The sequence below is a fragment of the Clostridium muellerianum genome, assembly GCF_012926525.1.
Lineage (GTDB): Bacteria > Bacillota > Clostridia > Clostridiales > Clostridiaceae > Clostridium_AM > Clostridium_AM muellerianum.
In genome coordinates this window covers 52287-69955 of the sequence record NZ_JABBNI010000004.1, presented here as the reverse complement: position 1 = coordinate 69955, position 17669 = coordinate 52287, and the positions used below count along the sequence as shown (strand labels likewise).

At 27.4% G+C, this 17669-nt stretch carries 16 protein-coding genes; 12 read left to right on the top strand and 4 right to left on the bottom strand.

Translation table 11 applies throughout. The features are described from left to right. Window positions 1-15 precede the first annotated feature (15 nt). The 3 genes from argF (HBE96_RS01320) to HBE96_RS01310 all read left to right on the top strand — a co-directional run bounded on the left by argF (HBE96_RS01320) (window position 16) and on the right by HBE96_RS01310 (window position 3508). The gene (argF, locus tag HBE96_RS01320; RefSeq protein WP_169295966.1) at window positions 16-1017 is read left to right on the top strand and encodes an ornithine carbamoyltransferase; all 1002 of its coding nucleotides are present in this window, start codon (window positions 16-18) and stop codon (window positions 1015-1017) included. 70 nt (window positions 1018-1087) lie between these two features. Beyond that, a complete protein-coding gene (arcD, locus tag HBE96_RS01315) occupies window positions 1088-2506 on the top strand; it encodes an arginine-ornithine antiporter (protein WP_169295965.1) in 1419 nt (472 codons plus the stop codon). A gap of 195 nt (window positions 2507-2701) precedes the next feature. Further along, entirely contained in the window at window positions 2702-3508 is an 807-nt protein-coding gene (locus HBE96_RS01310) for a TrmB family transcriptional regulator (protein ID WP_169295964.1), read from the top strand. A 554-nt stretch (window positions 3509-4062) separates the two neighbouring features. Here HBE96_RS01310 and arcC read toward each other — a convergent pair. After that, window positions 4063-5001: a carbamate kinase gene (gene arcC / locus HBE96_RS01305; protein ID WP_169295963.1), complete on the bottom strand. Its 939-nt coding sequence runs from the start codon at window positions 4999-5001 to the stop codon at window positions 4063-4065. A 33-nt stretch (window positions 5002-5034) separates the two neighbouring features. Next, the gene (gene argF / locus HBE96_RS01300; protein ID WP_169295962.1) at window positions 5035-6036 is read right to left on the bottom strand and encodes an ornithine carbamoyltransferase; all 1002 of its coding nucleotides are present in this window, start codon (window positions 6034-6036) and stop codon (window positions 5035-5037) included. 487 nt (window positions 6037-6523) lie between these two features. Here argF (HBE96_RS01300) and HBE96_RS01295 point away from each other — a divergent pair, with 487 nt between their 5' ends. The 8 genes from HBE96_RS01295 (at window position 6524) to scpB (ending at window position 14107) form a co-directional block, all read left to right on the top strand. Next, on the top strand, window positions 6524-8275 hold the full coding sequence (locus HBE96_RS01295; protein ID WP_169295961.1) for a methyl-accepting chemotaxis protein: 1752 nt from the start codon (window positions 6524-6526) through the stop codon (window positions 8273-8275). Window positions 8276-8521: 246 nt separating this feature from the next. After that, a complete protein-coding gene (locus tag HBE96_RS01290; protein ID WP_169295960.1) occupies window positions 8522-8692 on the top strand; it encodes a hypothetical protein in 171 nt (56 codons plus the stop codon). 184 nt (window positions 8693-8876) lie between these two features. Continuing rightward, window positions 8877-9398: an NUDIX hydrolase gene (locus HBE96_RS01285; RefSeq protein WP_169295959.1), complete on the top strand. Its 522-nt coding sequence runs from the start codon at window positions 8877-8879 to the stop codon at window positions 9396-9398. 69 nt (window positions 9399-9467) lie between these two features. After that, the gene (gene spoIIM / locus HBE96_RS01280) at window positions 9468-10118 is read left to right on the top strand and encodes a stage II sporulation protein M (protein ID WP_169295958.1); all 651 of its coding nucleotides are present in this window, start codon (window positions 9468-9470) and stop codon (window positions 10116-10118) included. A 256-nt stretch (window positions 10119-10374) separates the two neighbouring features. Further along, the gene (xerD, locus tag HBE96_RS01270; protein ID WP_169295956.1) at window positions 10375-11253 is read left to right on the top strand and encodes a site-specific tyrosine recombinase XerD; all 879 of its coding nucleotides are present in this window, start codon (window positions 10375-10377) and stop codon (window positions 11251-11253) included. Window positions 11254-11378: 125 nt separating this feature from the next. Further along, window positions 11379-12563: a D-alanyl-D-alanine carboxypeptidase family protein gene (locus HBE96_RS01265; protein WP_169295955.1), complete on the top strand. Its 1185-nt coding sequence runs from the start codon at window positions 11379-11381 to the stop codon at window positions 12561-12563. A 205-nt stretch (window positions 12564-12768) separates the two neighbouring features. Further along, on the top strand, window positions 12769-13530 hold the full coding sequence (locus HBE96_RS01260) for a segregation/condensation protein A (RefSeq protein WP_169295954.1): 762 nt from the start codon (window positions 12769-12771) through the stop codon (window positions 13528-13530). After that, window positions 13517-14107 (top strand): SMC-Scp complex subunit ScpB, encoded by a 591-nt coding sequence (gene scpB / locus HBE96_RS01255; RefSeq protein ID WP_169295953.1) that lies wholly within the window; start codon window positions 13517-13519, stop codon window positions 14105-14107. The genes HBE96_RS01260 and scpB overlap by 14 nt, the downstream gene beginning before the upstream one ends. A gap of 50 nt (window positions 14108-14157) precedes the next feature. Here the strand turns inward: scpB and ytfJ are convergent, their stop codons facing one another. Together ytfJ and HBE96_RS01245 are read right to left on the bottom strand one after the other, a co-directional pair. Further along, window positions 14158-14637, bottom strand: coding sequence for a GerW family sporulation protein (ytfJ, locus tag HBE96_RS01250; protein WP_169295952.1), 480 nt, complete (start codon window positions 14635-14637; stop codon window positions 14158-14160). A gap of 20 nt (window positions 14638-14657) precedes the next feature. After that, the gene (locus HBE96_RS01245; protein WP_169295951.1) at window positions 14658-15179 is read right to left on the bottom strand and encodes a DUF2953 domain-containing protein; all 522 of its coding nucleotides are present in this window, start codon (window positions 15177-15179) and stop codon (window positions 14658-14660) included. A 225-nt stretch (window positions 15180-15404) separates the two neighbouring features. Between HBE96_RS01245 and HBE96_RS01240 the strand changes: the two genes are divergently transcribed. After that, entirely contained in the window at window positions 15405-16553 is a 1149-nt protein-coding gene (locus tag HBE96_RS01240) for a D-alanyl-D-alanine carboxypeptidase family protein (protein WP_342590143.1), read from the top strand. Window positions 16554-17669 lie beyond the last annotated feature (1116 nt).

The window sequence follows — 17669 nt, the reverse complement described above, 5'->3', positions numbered from 1 at the left end:
GGGAGAAATGAATAAATGGCATTTAATCTAAGAAATAGAAACTTTTTAACATTAATGGATTTCACACCAAAAGAAATTCAATACATGATAGATTTAGCAAAAGACTTAAAAAGAGCTAAATATACAGGAACAGAAGAACAAACACTTAAAGGAAAAAATATAGTTCTATTATTTGAAAAAGATTCTACTAGAACAAGATGTTCATTTGAAGTAGGAGCACTTGATCAAGGAGCTCATGTTACATACCTAGGACCAACAGGAAGTCAGATGGGTAAAAAAGAATCTATAGCTGATACAGCAAGAGTACTTGGAAGAATGTATGATGGTATTGAATACAGAGGATTTGATCAATCAGTAGTAGAAACATTAGCAGAGTATGCTGGAGTACCAGTATGGAATGGTTTAACAACACAGGACCATCCAACACAAATACTAGCAGATTTCTTAACAATAGAAGAACATATTGATAAGCCATTAAACAAAATAGTATTTGCATACGCAGGTGATGGAAGAAACAACATGGCAAATGCTTTAATGATAGGTGCAGCAAAAATGGGAATGGACTTCAGAATAGTAGCACCAAAGGAATTATTCCCAGAAGAAGATCTAGTTAAGAAATGCCAGGAAGTTGCAAAAGAAACTGGAGCAAAAATAACTCTTACAGATAATGTAGCAGAAGGAGTTAAGAATGCAGATGTTCTTTATACTGATGTTTGGGTATCCATGGGAGAAGCAGCAGAAGTATGGGAAAAGAGAATTAACTTATTAAAACCATATCAAGTAAACATGGAAATGGTTAAATTAACAGGAAATGATAAAGTAATATTTGAACATTGTCTTCCTGCATTCCATGATTTAAATACTAAAGTTGGAAGAGAAGTTTATGAAAAATTCGGATTAAAAGAATTAGAAGTTTCCAATGAAGTATTCGAAGGAAAACATTCAGTAGTATTTGATGAAGCTGAAAACAGAATGCACACTATAAAAGCTGTTATGGTTGCAACATTAGGAAAATAATATGAATTTTAAACTATGTTATCAGGTAAAACTGGTAACATAGTTTAATAACAAAAAGGGGAGTTTAAATTTGGAAAAGGAAAACAAACTAGGATTATTTTCACTTATTGCTTTAGTTATTGGCTCAATGATCGGTGGAGGAGCTTTTAGTTTACCAGCTGATATGTCAAAAGGAGCTAGTGCTGGAGCTATTATTATAGGTTGGGTTATTACTGGAGTTGGAATGATAGCTCTTGCATTTGTGTACCAAAACCTTGCTACTAGAAAACCTGACTTAAATGGTGGAGTTTATAGTTATGCTAAAGCTGGATTTGGAGAGTACATGGGATTTAACTCTGCATGGGGTTATTGGCTAAGTGCTTTAATTGGAAACGTATCCTATTTAGTAATGTTATTTGGAGCTTTAGGATATTTTATACCTGCTTTTGGACAAGGAAATAATATACTTTCTATAGTTTGCGCATCAATTCTTGTATGGGCTGTTCAAGGATTAATATCAAAAGGCGTGCAAGGAGCAGCTCTTATAAATGTAGTAACTACTATAGGTAAGTTGATACCTATATTCTTATTCTTAATCGTAATTATCATATCTTTTAAAGTTAATATATTTACTCTAGATTTTTGGGGCAAAGCAAACCCAAGTTTAGGTAGTGTCGTACAACAAGTGAAAAGCACAATGCTTGTAACTTTGTGGGTATTTATTGGTATAGAAGGAGCAGTTGTTGTTTCAGGAAGAGCTAAAAAGAAAAGCGATGTAGGAAAAGCTACAGTAATGGCATTGGTTGGAACTCTTATGATATACATTTTAATTTCAGTGTTATCTTTAGGAGTAATGAATCAAGCAGGATTATCTAAATTAGATACTCCTTCAATGGCATATCTTCTTGAAAGCATTGTTGGAAAATGGGGAGCAATTATAATAAACTTAGGACTAGTAATTTCATTACTTGGAGCTATATTAGGATGGTCTCTTTTAGCAGCAGAAATTCCATTTGTAGCTGCTAAAGATGGTGTTTTCCCAAAGATATTTTCTAAACAAAATAAAAATGCTGCACCAATGAATTCTTTAACTCTTACTAATGTAGTAGTTCAATTTTCATTGATACTTACTTTATTCTCTAATGGTACATATCAAATGTTATATTCTATTGCAAGTGCAGCCATATTAATTCCATATTTATTTAGTGGATTATACGGATGGAAATTATCAGCTTCAGGTGAAACTTATGATGAAAATCCAGATGGAAGAACTAAGGATATTGCAATAGCTGTAGTATCAAGTATTTATGCTGCTTGGCTTGTATACGCTGCAGGAACACAAAGTATAATGATTATAATAGTATATGCAGTAGGAATACCATTCTTTATTAAGGCTAAGAAAGAAAAGGGAGAAAATGTATTCTTATCATATGAAAAAGTAATAGCAGCAATAATCTTAGTTGCAGGTATCATTGCTTTATATATGGTACTAACTGGAAGATTGGGCTAAAGTAGTACATATTTTACTTTTAATAACATGAACTGTGTAAATTTTAATATATGGTGAATAATCCATAATTAAGTTTTGCACAGTTTTTATTTTTATGATAACATGAATATATATTCAGGGTAATGTATGTATATTGCTATTTCGATTAATTAACTTACAAAATATTTTTACTTATAAATTGGAGGACAATTGTTAATGAAAGATAAAGGGTCTAATGTAATTAATGAACTTACTAAATTAGGATTAAATAAATATGAAGCTAAAGTTTATGTAGCGTTGTTAGAAAACCCTGAAATTACTGCTTACGAAATAGGAAAAAGATCAGGAGTTCCACAATCAAAAATATATGATACAGTTAAGGAACTTGCCAACAAGTGCATGCTAATACTAAATGGATCTGATCCAGTTAGATATGTGGCAGTTCCATTGGATGAATTTTTAAATAGATATAAAAAAGAAACTGAGTACACTATAAAATATTTAAAGGAAAATATAAATAACATAAGTAATACTAAACATGTTGATTATATGTGGCATTTTCAAGGGGAAAATCAATGTAATGATAAGATAAGGTATATGATTAAAAATGCTAAAAAGAGCATTTATTTAGATGTTTGGGCAGGAAATTATAAATTATTATATGATGACCTGCTAAAAGCACATGATAGGGGAGTAGAAATAGTTTGTGTTGTTTACGGGAATATAGAAAATGAAATAGGAAAAGTATACTATCATGAAATGTATGGTATGGAAGAAGATGCTGATATAAATGGAAGATGGTTATGCTTAGTAACGGATTATTCTGAAAGTTTATTTTCAATATTTAAAGATGAAGACAGTAGTGCTGTATGGACACAGAATAAGTCATTTATGCTTTCTACTGAGTGTTTTATAACCCATGATATATTTATATCTGAAATATATTCAAAGTATAGGAATCTGTTGGATGATGAATTTGGATATAACTTAGAAAAAATTAGAAAAAAATTGCCTATAGGATAAAGTTAATTTTAACTGTAAATATTAAAAAAGGTATCTCTGTGTAAACTCTGAAGAGTTGCACAGATTTTTATATTTTATTAATATTTATATTAAAGCTAAAAGAAAAACAAAATAGGATAATATAAAAGAATTGGTATTTTAATAGTAAACATACATGTATTGAAAATCGTCTAATAGAGTGTATAAGAGAATGAGTATAGATGCTATAAGTAATATTATAGAGCTTACATATGCTCTTGCTTTATACAAATTTATTAAAGTACTCTAAAACTTTATATAAGGCATCTTAAAAAAAATAACAAGGCCAAATGTTAGTCTGTTTTTTGTAATACTGCGTCCACAGAACCCTTAGATAGCTTAAGCTTCTGCGGAACCTGTATCCTTGTCTTACAAAAAATATCCGTTGCATACTGGCCTTGTTATTTTCTTTTAGATGCCTAACTTAGAAAATTTGTATAAAAAAATGAGCACTTATTATATTTAGCTGTAAATATAATAAGTACCCATTTTAGAAATTTTTTATTTGTATTATATTAAGAGACTATGAATTTCTATTATTGTTCTACTATTGTTCCGCTCTTTCCTACTAATGCATCTTTTGCTTTATCAAGGGATGCAATTAAAGTTTTTCTTCCTTTTTTAGATGAAGCAAATTTTACGGCAGCTCTTACTTTTGGAAGCATACTTCCTGGAGCAAATTGTCCTTCACTTATATACTTTTCAGCATCTTTTATGTTCATAACTGGAAGATTTTCTTGATTTGGTTTACCAAAGTTTATAGCTACTCTGTCTACTGCTGTTAAAATTAATAACATATCAGCATCTAAATCTTCAGCAAGCTTTTCAGAAGCAAAATCTTTATCTATAACAGCTGCTACTCCATGTAGGAAACCTTGTTGGTCTTCTACTACAGGAATACCACCGCCACCAACAGTTATAACTACTTGTCCTTCATTTACTAATGCTTTAACAGTATTAAGTTCAACTATTCTTTCAGGTGCAGGAGATGCAACAACTCTTCTATATCCTCTACCTGCATCTTCTACCATTATATAACCTTTTTCTTTTTCTAAAGCTTTAGATTCTTCTTCAGTATAGAAAGGTCCGATTGGTTTAGTTGGGTTTTGGAAACCTTTATCATTTTTATCAACAACAACTTGTGTAACTATTGAAGATACTTCTTTGTTTATGTCTCTTCTCTTTAGTTCATCTTTTAAAGCTTGTTGAATGTGGTATCCGATCATTCCTTGGCTCATAGCACCACAAACATCAAAAGGCATAGCTGGTGTTACTTTGCTAGCATATTCATTTTGGATAACAAGTCTACCAACTTGAGGACCATTACCGTGAGCTATAATAAGTTCATGACCTTTTTCTATCATATCTGCTAAATATATAACAGTTTCCTTAACAACTTCTAATTGTGATTCTGCAGTTGCTGGTTTTCCTTCAGCTTGTAAGGCATTTCCGCCTAATGCTACTACTATTCTCATTATTTTTACCCCCAAAATATTGAATAATTTGTATTATTTTCCTAGTGTTGCAACCATAACAGCTTTTATAGTGTGCATTCTGTTTTCAGCTTCATCAAATACTACTGAATGTTTTCCTTCGAATACTTCATTGGAAACTTCTAATTCTTTTAATCCGAATTTTTCATAAACTTCTCTTCCAACTTTAGTATTTAAATCATGGAATGCAGGAAGACAATGTTCAAATATTACTTTATCATTTCCTGTTAATTTAACCATTTCCATGTTTACTTGATATGGTTTTAATAAGTTAATTCTCTTTTCCCATACTTCTGCTGCTTCTCCCATGGATACCCAAACATCAGTATAAAGAACATCTGCATTCTTAACTCCTTCTGCTACATTATCTGTAAGAGTTATTTTTGCTCCAGTTTCTTTTGCAACTTCCTGGCATTTCTTAACTAGATCTTCTTCTGGAAATAATTCCTTTGGTGCTACTATTCTAAAGTCCATTCCCATTTTTGCTGCACCTATCATTAAAGCATTTGCCATGTTGTTTCTTCCATCGCCTGCATATGCAAATACTATTTTGTTTAATGGCTTATCGATATGTTCTTCTATTGTTAAGAAATCTGCTAGTATTTGTGTTGGATGGTCCTGTGTTGTTAAACCATTCCATACTGGTACTCCAGTATACTCTGCTAATGTTTCTACTACTGATTGATCAAATCCTCTGTATTCGATACCATCATACATTCTTCCAAGTACTCTTGCTGTATCAGCTATAGATTCTTTTTTACCCATCTGACTTCCTGTTGGTCCTAGGTATGTAACATGAGCTCCTTGATCAAGTGCTCCTACTTCAAATGAACATCTTGTTCTAGTAGAATCCTTTTCAAATAATAGAACTATATTTTTTCCTTTAAGTGTTTGTTCTTCTGTTCCTGTATATTTAGCTCTTTTTAAGTCTTTTGCTAAATCTATCATGTATTGAATTTCTTTTGGTGTAAAATCCATTAATGTTAAAAAGTTTCTGTTTCTTAGATTAAATGCCATTTATTCATTTCTCCCTTACACTTTTATAATTAATAACCACCTAGGTGGTTACTACCGATATTTTGATTATAGCTAGATAAATATACTTTGTCAATTACTTATTTTTGAACATTTTTGCGTAAATAGAATAAATATTCAACCCATTGATATAATATAAATTTTAACAATTTTAGAATTTTCAAAATTGCTATATTGGCGATTTTTAGAGCGCAATTACATCTCTATAAATATACAAAAAATATACAGAAAAAAATTTTAATTTAGTCTATGAAAATAAGTTTTGTTTAATGATATAGAATTTTTATGTTTTTTGTAGTATTTTAATTGATTAAATGAATTTGGAGTAAAAATTGAGAAATTTAGGTAATTAATCGTTTGACAAAGGATAACTTTGTAGATATAATCAAATTGTTTTGTGGACAACATTGGTAGTTTTAAAAAATTTTATAAAATTTTACTAAGTTTTTATAGGAGAGGGGATATAATTATGTTAAAAGTAATATGTATATTTACATTGATATTACTTATAAGCAATATAGTATTAGCATATAAGGTTTATGGAGCTTCAAAGAATAATAAATTAGAAACTTCAAATATTATTGAAAAAAACAATTCGGATACATCTGTACAGGAAATTGATGATTTTATTATATTATTTCTCAAACTAATAAACGATATAATAAAATACAGTGAATATTTATCATTAAGTATGAAAGATATAAGTGGACAAAGTACTATATTAACCGATAATTCTCAGTTGCATATTATTGATTTAGAGAAAACTAAAAATCAGCTTGAGGATATGCATGATAAATTGAGTAACAATTTAAAAATATCTGAAGAAATTAAAGATACATTTGAAGTAGTGAATAGTAGTATAAAAGAAAGACAGCAGCGCATTATAAAGGGGATAAATGAGTATAAAGTTGTTCAAGAGAACATGAAAGTGTCTAAAAAATCGATAGATGATTTAGTTAATTATACTATGAAGGTTCAAGGAACTATAAATAATATAAGTGAAATTTCTAAACAAATAAGCATGCTAGCACTTAATGCATCTATTGAAGCTTCTAGAGCAGGAGAATATGGAAAAGGTTTTTCAGTTGTAGCAGATGAAGTTAAGAAACTTTCTAATGAAACTGATGAAGCGACTAATGACATATTTAAAGTTTTAAGAAATATTAATCAAAGTGCATTAACAACCCAAAGCGACGTTACAAAAACCATAAATATATTAGATTCACAATCTACTATGTTACAGGAAACAGTAAATTCAATAGATGAAATAGTTCAAATGGTTGTGAAAACCTTATCTAATGTTGAAACCTTAACAAATAAAAATATTCAGTCAAATGATACGTGTACAAATGTTAATTCTACAGCATCTGTAGTTTTGGAATCTGTTGGAAATGATATGACTACAATTAAGCAAATAGATGATTCTCTTAAAAATGAAAATAAATGTGTTGAAGAATTAGTTAGCAGCACTAGTGATTTTAAATATTTAAGTAAAAATTTATTTAAGCTTTTAGAAAAGGATGAAAATACATTGGTAGCAGTGACTGAAGAATATCCTCCATTTGTCATAGAGAATAAGGATATTAATAATCAAGGTATAGATATCGATATAATAAGAGAAATTTGTAATAGAAATAATATTAATTTTAAGATGTTCTTTGCACCTTTTGATTTGTCTCTTGAGTTAGTTAAAGATGGTGCAGTTCACATGATTCCAACACTATCTTACACTGAAGATCGAAATAAAATTATAAACTTTACAAATCCATATAGGGATGAAAGTAAATTTATACTTATTACAAATAAGAATAATAAAAAAGCATTTAATTGTTATGATGATATGAAAGAATGCAAAATAGGTATTATTAGTATGTATACTTATCCATCTAATTTCTTAAATGATAGAAATATTATTAAAGATGAAAATTATAAACTTGATACTTTATTTTATAAACTTTTAAAGAATCAAATTGATGTGGTTCTATTAAATGATTACATAGGAAAATATTATATAAATTCCAATAACCTTCAAGATAAGGTTTGTGTTTCTGATTATATTTTAAAAGCTAATGAAAATTTTGATGCAAGATTAGGATTATCAAAGAAGAAAAATACAGAAAAGTTAACTCAAATATTTAATGAGGGATTTAAAGAGTTAGCTAGAGAAGGTATAATTGACAAAATTGAAAGTAAATATATAAAATTTGATTGTAATAAGTAGAGATTCATAAAATTATACGATTTCTATATTGAATAAGTTGATAAATAGGTGTAACATGTAACTATATAAATTAAAATTATATTTAAGTTTAATGATATGTATATAAAAAAGATCTCTTTATTCGAAAGTAGAGTAAAAAGATCTTTTTGTAATAAACAATATAAATTTGTATTAAAAATTAAAAAGGTATAAGCTTCTAAAAAATAAATTAAAGACATAATATTTTAACAAGAGGAAGGTGATAGTATGAAACTGGATTTAAATATGGAAGAAATTAAAAGCATACAAGCATTACTTATAAGCCGAATTAATGATCTTAGGGATAAAATAGTAGATGAAGAGGATAAAGAAGAAGAATTAAAAGAAGTTATAAGAAATTATAAAAGGCTTGTAAAGAAAATTGAAAGTCAAATATGAAAATTGAATTAAACACAACCCCCTAGATAATAATGTTTTAATAATATCTAGGGGGTTGCGTGCATTAACAATAAAAAACAATGATATTCCTTTAATTGACAATTACAAATGGTAAGTATAAAATTAACTTAATTAAAGAAAATAAAAGAAAAGTTTATATATTATTGTTGGAGGTAATAAAAAAATGGATTTATCAGAGAAAACAATAGAAAATAAAAACATATATAAAGGTAAAATTATTGAACTAAATTTAAAAACTGTTGAACTCCCTAATGGAAAAAAGGCAAAGAGAGAGATTGTAAATCATCCAGGTGGTGTTGCCGTAATTGCATATAAAGACAAAGATACTATACTTATAGTAGAGCAGTTTAGAAAACCTTTAGAACAGAATTTGTTAGAATTTCCAGCAGGAAAGATTGAAAAAGGTGAAGATCCAAAGGTGTGTGGTATAAGAGAACTTGAAGAGGAAACAGGATATAAGGCAAAGAAATTTAATTATTTAGGCAAAATAGTTACAAGTCCTGGATTTTGTGACGAATATATATACATATATAAAGCAGAAGATTTATATAAGGGTAATATGGGATTAGAAGATGAAGATGAATTTATAAATGTAAAGGAATTTAAAATAGATAAGGTTAAAGAGATGATTAAAAAGGGTGAAATAATAGATGCAAAAACTATAAGTGCATTTATGATGGAGTAATATATGCATATAACTCTTTTGTTTTTCATAAATATTAAAAAAGGTGATTAACAAAAGGGGGATGAAATTATGTCAGAAAACAAGATATTAGTAGTTCTAAACAAGCATGTACAAAACAATTTTTGGTTGTACATTGTAAGCCTTTTATGTATTTGCACAGGAATAGTATTAGGAATGTACAGTGTAAGGTATATGGGGAGTTTTGAAAAAACGGATCTATTAAGTTATATTAAGAATTTCAATACTGCTATTAATTCAGGAAATATAAGCTATAAATCTATATTTTTAGAAACTTTGAAAAGCAATATTCCTATTTTACTCGCAATGTGGTTCCTTGGTCTTACTATGATAGGAATTCCTATTATATTAATAATAGATATTATAAAGGGATTTACCATAGGATTTACTATAAGTTTTATGGTAAATGGAATGGGAACGAAGGGAATATTATTTTCTCTTTTAGGAGTATTACCACAAAATATAATTTATATTCCATGTTTTATATTAGCATCGGTAATTGCTATGGATTTTTCTATGGCAATACTAAAAGATAAAACTAATAGACAGTGGACATCTAATATTTGGATTAGGGTTACTTCATATTCCTTGTCTTTTTTATTAGTATCTGTAGTTATGTTTATAGGTTTCTTTACTGAAACATATTTAAGTCCGAATATGGTTAAACTTATTGCAGCAAGTATCGGGAGCATTATAATATGAATGCAAATAAAGAAGTGTATGACTTTATAGTGACATTATTAAAATGCTTTTTTATATTAATGTTCTTAGGATTATTTTTGCCCAGGTTATTAGATTATATTTTTTATAATTTCATAAATAAGCCTAATGTATATGATAATAGTATCCTTGTAAACAATTTAGTTCATGGAAATATTTATATTCTTCATAACTATATTATAGTATTTAATAAATTTTTAGGGCTTTGGTAAATTAGTCCAAAGGGTAGGTAAAATATATGGATAAAGTTTTGTTGAAATACATTGAAAATTTGGAAAAGAAAAAAGTAAGTAAGAATACAATGGATGCTTATGTTAGAGATATAAGTAGATTTTATAATTTTATAAAGGAAAGAAATGAAAATGTATTAGAAATAGAAAAAGTTTCTGTAATGGCATATATTCAGCATCTTCAAAAAGAAGGGAGAGCTGTTTCGTCTATTGTAAGAAATATAGTTTCTCTTAGAAACTTTTATAAATATCTTATCATTAAAGGGTTTATAAATGAAAACCCCGTAGTTAATTATGAAATGCCAAAGATTAAGCATAATATTCCTAAGATTTTAACTGTAGAGGAAGTAGACAAGTTGCTTTCAGCACCAGATTTAAGTACAAATAAGGGTATAAGAGATAGGGCTATGCTAGAAATACTTTATGCTACTGGCATGAAAGTTACAGAACTTTTAAACATTACTATATATGATATAAATCTAAAGCTTTTTTATTTAAAATGTAAAGGGTCAAAAAATAAAGAAAGAATTATACCTATAGGTTCTGTAGCAGTAAAGTATTTAGAAAGTTATTTAAAAATAAGATCGGAAATTAATATATATAATTTAGATTTACTTTTTCTAAACTTAAGAGGAATTCAAATGACTAGGCAGGGATTTTGGAAGATAGTGAAATATTACACAAGGATAGCAGGAATAGATAAACATATAAATGCATTTACGCTAAGACACTCTTTTGCAGTTCATTTACTTGAAAATGGAGCGGATATAAAATCTGTACAGGAGCTTTTAGGTCATAAAGATTTAGCAGCAACCCAAATATATTCGGCTATTTCTAGAAAGAGTAAAATTGCAGAAGTATATAAAAAAGCACATCCAAGAGCATAAGTAACATTGTATTGTCAGAGATTTTGTTTTTTGAATCTATAAGTTTGTTAAGTAATATTTTTTATTTCCTCATAATATTATTAGTTTCGGGAAAAAATACATTTTAAAGAGAGGAGGAAGTAAAAATGAAAAGAAAAACTTTAATAAGCATAGTATTAATTTTATCTTTGATTTTAGGAAATTTTACAACAATAGTTAATGCTGAACCAGCGGCAAATGCTAAGGTAGAAGATAAGTCATTAAATGTAGATGCAAGTTCTGCATTACTAATGGAACCTACAAGCGGTAAAGTAATTTATGAAAAAAATTCTCATGAAAAGCTAGCACCTGCATCAGTTACAAAGATTATGACTATGCTTTTAACTATGGAAGGTGTAGATTCAGGTAAAATAAAATTATCTGATAAAGTTACTATAAGTGAAAATGCAAAGAAAATGGGAGGAAGTTCTATGCTTCTTGATACAGGAGAAGTAAGAACTGTAGAAGAATTAATAAAAGGAATAGGAATAGCATCAGGTAATGATGCAGCTGTTGCTATGGCGGAATATTTAGGTGGTAGTGAGGAAGGATTTGTTAAGCTTATGAATGAGAGAGCACATAAGCTTGGAATGAAAGATACTAGTTTTAAGAATTGTACTGGATTAAGTTTACCTGGACATGTGACTACAGCTTATGATATATCTATTATGTCTAGAGAATTGTTAAAACATCCAAAGATATTAAAATATACGGGCACATATATGGAAACTATATCTGAAGGAAGAAAAAGTCCTATAGGACTAGTGAATCATAATAAACTTGTAAGGTTTTTCAAGGGATGTGATGGACTAAAAACAGGATTCACAGACGAAGCAAAATATTGTATATCTGCAACTGCCACAAGGGATGGAGTTAGAATGTTAGCTGTAATAATGGGCTCCCCTACATATAAGGTGAGAAATAAAGATGCAAGTATGCTTATGAATTATGGATTTTCACAGTATGAAAGCAGAAAGATCATAACTAAAGAAAAGGATATTGAAAGAGTAAATTTAAACAAAAAGGGAGATAGATTTTTCATAGCAAAAGCTCAAGAAGATTTAACTGTAGTTGTGGAAAGAGGAAAAGATTCTAATATAACTAAAAAACTCTCAATAGATAAAAACAAAAAGGAATACAAAGCTAATGAAATCATAGGATATTGCGAAGTATATGTAAATGAAAAATTGGTAGGAAAAGTTAAGATTTATTGTGATAGAGATGTAAAAAAACCAGGTGTTATCGGAAACTTGAAGGATAACTTTGTAAAAATATTAGATAGTGGAGTATAAAAAGTAAATTTTCAATGGTTTTATAACCATTGAAAATTTATTTTTTGCTTATAGGTAGGAATGTGCAAAAATAAAGATGTTGACTTATAATTAAATACTGTAGATAATTAATTAGAGATACTTAAATGATGAACTTTCGTGTTTTGAAATAATACGTCGCAATGTGATTAGTTTGTTGATATTTGAAATTAGGAGAGATTATAGGATGTCTTTAAACATTAAAATAGAAAATTTTGAAGGACCTTTTGACTTACTGCTCCATTTAATAAAAAAAAATAAAATGGACATATATGATATAAAGATACATGATATCACTAATCAGTATTTGGAATATATAAAAGCTATGGAAGAAATGGATCTTGAAATAACTTCTGAGTTTATAGTTATTTCAGCTACATTAATTGAAATAAAATCAAAAATGCTTTTACCAAAAACTAAGGTTGATGAAAATGCAGCGGATAGTGATGAAAAAGATCCTAGAAAGGAATTAATAAATAAACTTATTGAATATAAAAAGTTTAAAGAAAGTGCTAAATTTTTCAAACAGAGAGAACAAGGCGTAGGAAGAATGTTTAGCAAGAAGCCGGAAATAATAGAAGAAAAAAATAAATCTTTTGAACCTCAAAGTTTTCTTAAAGGAATAACTATGCTGCATTTATTTGATATTTATAATAAGCTTATGAACATTTATAAAAATAAAATAAATACAGGTAATGCAATTAATAAAGAAATTCCTTTAGATAGATTTAAAATAGAGGATAAAATTGATTACTTGAAGGGAATTATAGTAGATAATAAAAAAATTGTTTTTTCTAACATAGTAAAACACAGTCATTTTAAAATGGAAGTGGTAGTTACATTTCTTGCATTACTAGAACTTATGAAACTAAGAGTTGTAAAAGTAATTCAAGAAAATAATTTTAAAGAGATTTATATAGAAAGGATAAATGATAATGAAGGATGTTAATATTAATCAGGTAGAAATTGAAGAAGTATCATCTAAAAACGTATACTTTTCTATAATTGAATCTTTATTATTTGTATCAGGAGAACCTTTAGATATAAAGCAAATAGCTTCAATAATAGAGTGTAGTATAAAGTTTACTAAGGATTTACTTTTAGAAATGACCAAGCATTATGAAGAAGAAAATCGTGGAATAACAATGATAAAAGCAAATGAAAGTTATGGATTAGTTACTAAGTCTAAAAACAGTGAATATATAGAAAAACTTTTAGGAACAAATTCTAGACAATCATTATCTCAAGCAGCATTAGAAACTTTAGCAATTATTGCGTATAAACAACCAATAACGAGAATAGATATAGATGAAATCAGAGGAGTAAAAAGTGACCGAGCATTAACTACTCTTGTAGAAAAAGGATTAATTAAAGATTCAGGAAGGTTAGATGTACCAGGAAGACCCATATTATATGGCACTACTGAAGAGTTCTTAAAATATTTTGGATTAGAAAATCTTGATGATATACCATATTTAGATGATCTAATTGGTAATAATATAGAGACAGAAGAAATTGAAGATTAAATTATTTAAAGATTAACTGGTTTATTGGTTAAGCCAGTTAATCTTTAATATTATTCATTATTACTTTTGGAAGTCTCATTTTCTTCAACATTACTTTTGGAAGTTTCGTTTTTTTCAACTGTTTTGTGTGCGTGTTTTTCATGTGGTGTTGTATTTTTTTCTTTAACCAAGTTCTTAATAAAGTCCATCACCTGCGGAACAGAGTCTATTATTTTATCATATGTATTTTGTTGATTTAATGATAAAAGCCTTACAGAATCTTGTTTTGTAACTAAAAAAGCTACTGGTTTTACAGTAACACCAGCACCAGATCCACCACCAAAAGGATAAGAAGATCCTGAACCTCCTGAATTTTTATTATCAAATTCGCTTCCACCAGATGCAAAACCAAAGGAAACTTTAGATATTGGAATGATTAAAGTACCATCTTTAGCTTCTACAGCATCACCAACTATGGTATTAACATCTATCATGTCTTTGATATTTTCCATAGTACTTTTCATTAAATTTTCTATAGGATGATTATCCATAATAAATTCCTCCATTTTATTTAAGTTTTAGTAAGAGTTAATTTTTGATTCGTTCTCCAAACTCTATATATTATATAGAGTATATAAATAACTTTAGCAAAATTAACAAAAATTATACTGTTTAGTTCCAATTTTAAAATTAATTTATTTAAGTTAGGTGTTATACAGATGGAATGTTTTTTTATATTAAAAGGATATTTTAACATCATTATAATTAAAGGATATAATGATGAAATTAAACCATAGAATACAGCTGTATAAGCAGCGTCATCTAGTCCATATTCAAAATTTAATTTAAATCTAAGTGTAGGTTTAAAACTATTTCTATTTAACAATGATAAAAGTAATTTCAAACTTCTTAGAGTAAAAGGTTGCTTATCTTTATTTTTAATACTAACCTTTTTAGAAGAGTACTTGATTTTTGATGTTAAATCTATGTTATATATGTGAATATCTAATTTATTATCTATATATCTAACTTTAAATTTAATTGGAATTGGTACTAATAATATTAAGATAATAATGATAAAAGTGAGAATCACTAAATTTTCCTCCAACTCTATGTTATAACTATTAATTTAGATAATAATAAGCTTATAAATATTTTCACAGCTGTCCAGTAAACTTGTTCATTAATAATTATATCCATTAAAGGATTTTATATAACAATATAGAAAAAGTTTATGGGTTAATTTAAAAGTTAAATGAGAAAATAATTATATACCTAATAAAAAATGAAATACCTTTAAAAGGAGGTAAATGTAGTTGTGAGAAATAAATTTAAATGCATTAATACTGTGATTTTAATAATATTCATATTAGTTTTATTTATACCAATAGAGGCACGAGCTTTGGAAAATGATAATAAAGTAAGTAAAGAGAACATTACTAAGGACATATTTGTGGATGCTAGGTATGCAATAGCATTGGATAGTAAATCAAAAATAGTTCTCTATGAAAAAAAAGCATATGATTTAGTGCCTATGGCAAGTACAACTAAAATAATGACTACATTAGTAGCTATAAAATATGGTAACTTAGAAAGAAATGTGGAGATATCCGGAAGAGCAGCCGGTATAAGAGGATCTACTGTAGGTTTTAAAAAAGGAGAAAAAGTATCATTAAAAGAACTTTTATATGGATTAATGCTTAGATCAGGTAATGATGCAGCTATAGCTATTGCAGAAGGTGTAAGTGGAAGTGTAGAGGAATTTGTAGAACTTATGAATGAATATGCTAGTGAAATAGGGGTTTTGAATACCCACTTTCATACTCCACATGGATTAGATTATGATGATCATTATACAACAGCTTATGACTTAGCACTTATTACTGCTAAGGCTAAAGAAATTAAGTTATTCAATGATATTGTAAGTTCTAAAGATATAGATGGAAAAACATATAATTTCACAAGAAGTTATCACAACATAAATAAAATATTATGGCAATTACCTGAGGCTAATGGTGTAAAAACGGGATATACAGGAAAGGCTGGAAAATGTTTGGTAACCTCAAATAAAGTACAAGGAAATGATGTTATTGTTGTAGTATTAAATTGTAGGGAAAGGTGGAAGGAAACAAAAAAAATTTATGATTATGTCAATAAAAATTATCAATATAAAAAGATATTATTAAAAGGAGATAATGCTGGAAAAATAGATTTATACAAAGATGTTTTAAATTTGGAATATGGAGAAGATGCTATTATTCCTGTTAGAAATAATATTAACTACAGTGTTAAAGTTATGAAACCTGAAAAATTACAAGGATCTGTAAGAAAAGGTGATAAGGTAGGAAATGTTTGTATATATGCAGATGGAAACATGATTTATAAATCAAATCTTATTGCATCAAATAGTTACAGTGAAAATAAAATATTACGTTTTTTTACAAGGTATAATAAATTTAATAGATAACTTTTTAGGTTTAAATATTGACTTTAAAATATAGTGATGTATGATAATAAGAAATTTTTTCATAAACATCATTAATAATGACAAAACTTACAGTAATAAAGCCTTTTAAATTTTCAATATTTATATTAATATTATTTTAACAAAGCTTTAATATATATGTTATCCTCATTAATCATTTGATTATCTTTAATGAAATGTTAACATATTATATTAGGGCTTTTTTAGTTGCAAATTAATTAGTTATTATCAGCGAATCTTATTTAGTAGAAAAAACAGAGAGCTTTAAACCTTTGATTTAAAATGAATCACTTTCCTTTTAGAGTTTTGTTTTTTTCACTAAATTTATATGAATTATATAAGGGGGGGGAGATATTGTTAAGTACAAAATAAGAACTTCTAAATCGCTAAAAATTAAAAGTTTTAATATCTATTAATTTGATAGAAGTTGGAATACTACGGTAGTTATAGGGTAAGAAAGTTGTTTAATATTAATAGTGAACTTTTAATAATAAAAATGACAATATAATAAAATAAATAAACTTATATAAAAAACTATAACAATGAAAGAATATAATGTATAATACGATAAAATTTATACTTTATTTAAATGATATAGAGGGTAGTGTATAAAGTGTAACAATAAAAATGTAACGAATAAATTTATGTGGTTTACAAATTCACATAACAAAAAAGTGAAAGATGGAGCGACTAAAATTTCAAAATAGCAAATTTTGATGAATTTTATTAATATGCATATATTAAAATAATAAATTTTAAGTTTATAGATAAAAAAAACGAAATTGACTAAGAATTAACAGTTCTAGAAAATACAATTACGATCATAAATTTACAAAAATGCAATTTTAAACATTGTAAAAAATGTAAAATAGGAATAAAAGTATGCTAAAATTATTCAAATTTAATAGAAATTACAATATATTTCAAAAAAATAGAAAAAAATATTGTAAAATGGGAAGGGAGTCATCATTATATAAAGAAATTTAAATTTCTTTATATTTTTTTGGTAAGCGTTTGCAAAAGCATATTGTAATTAAATTTTTAACAGGTATAATTAAAGATATAAGGTTGAATTTTGTAATGTTAAAATTAAAAAGG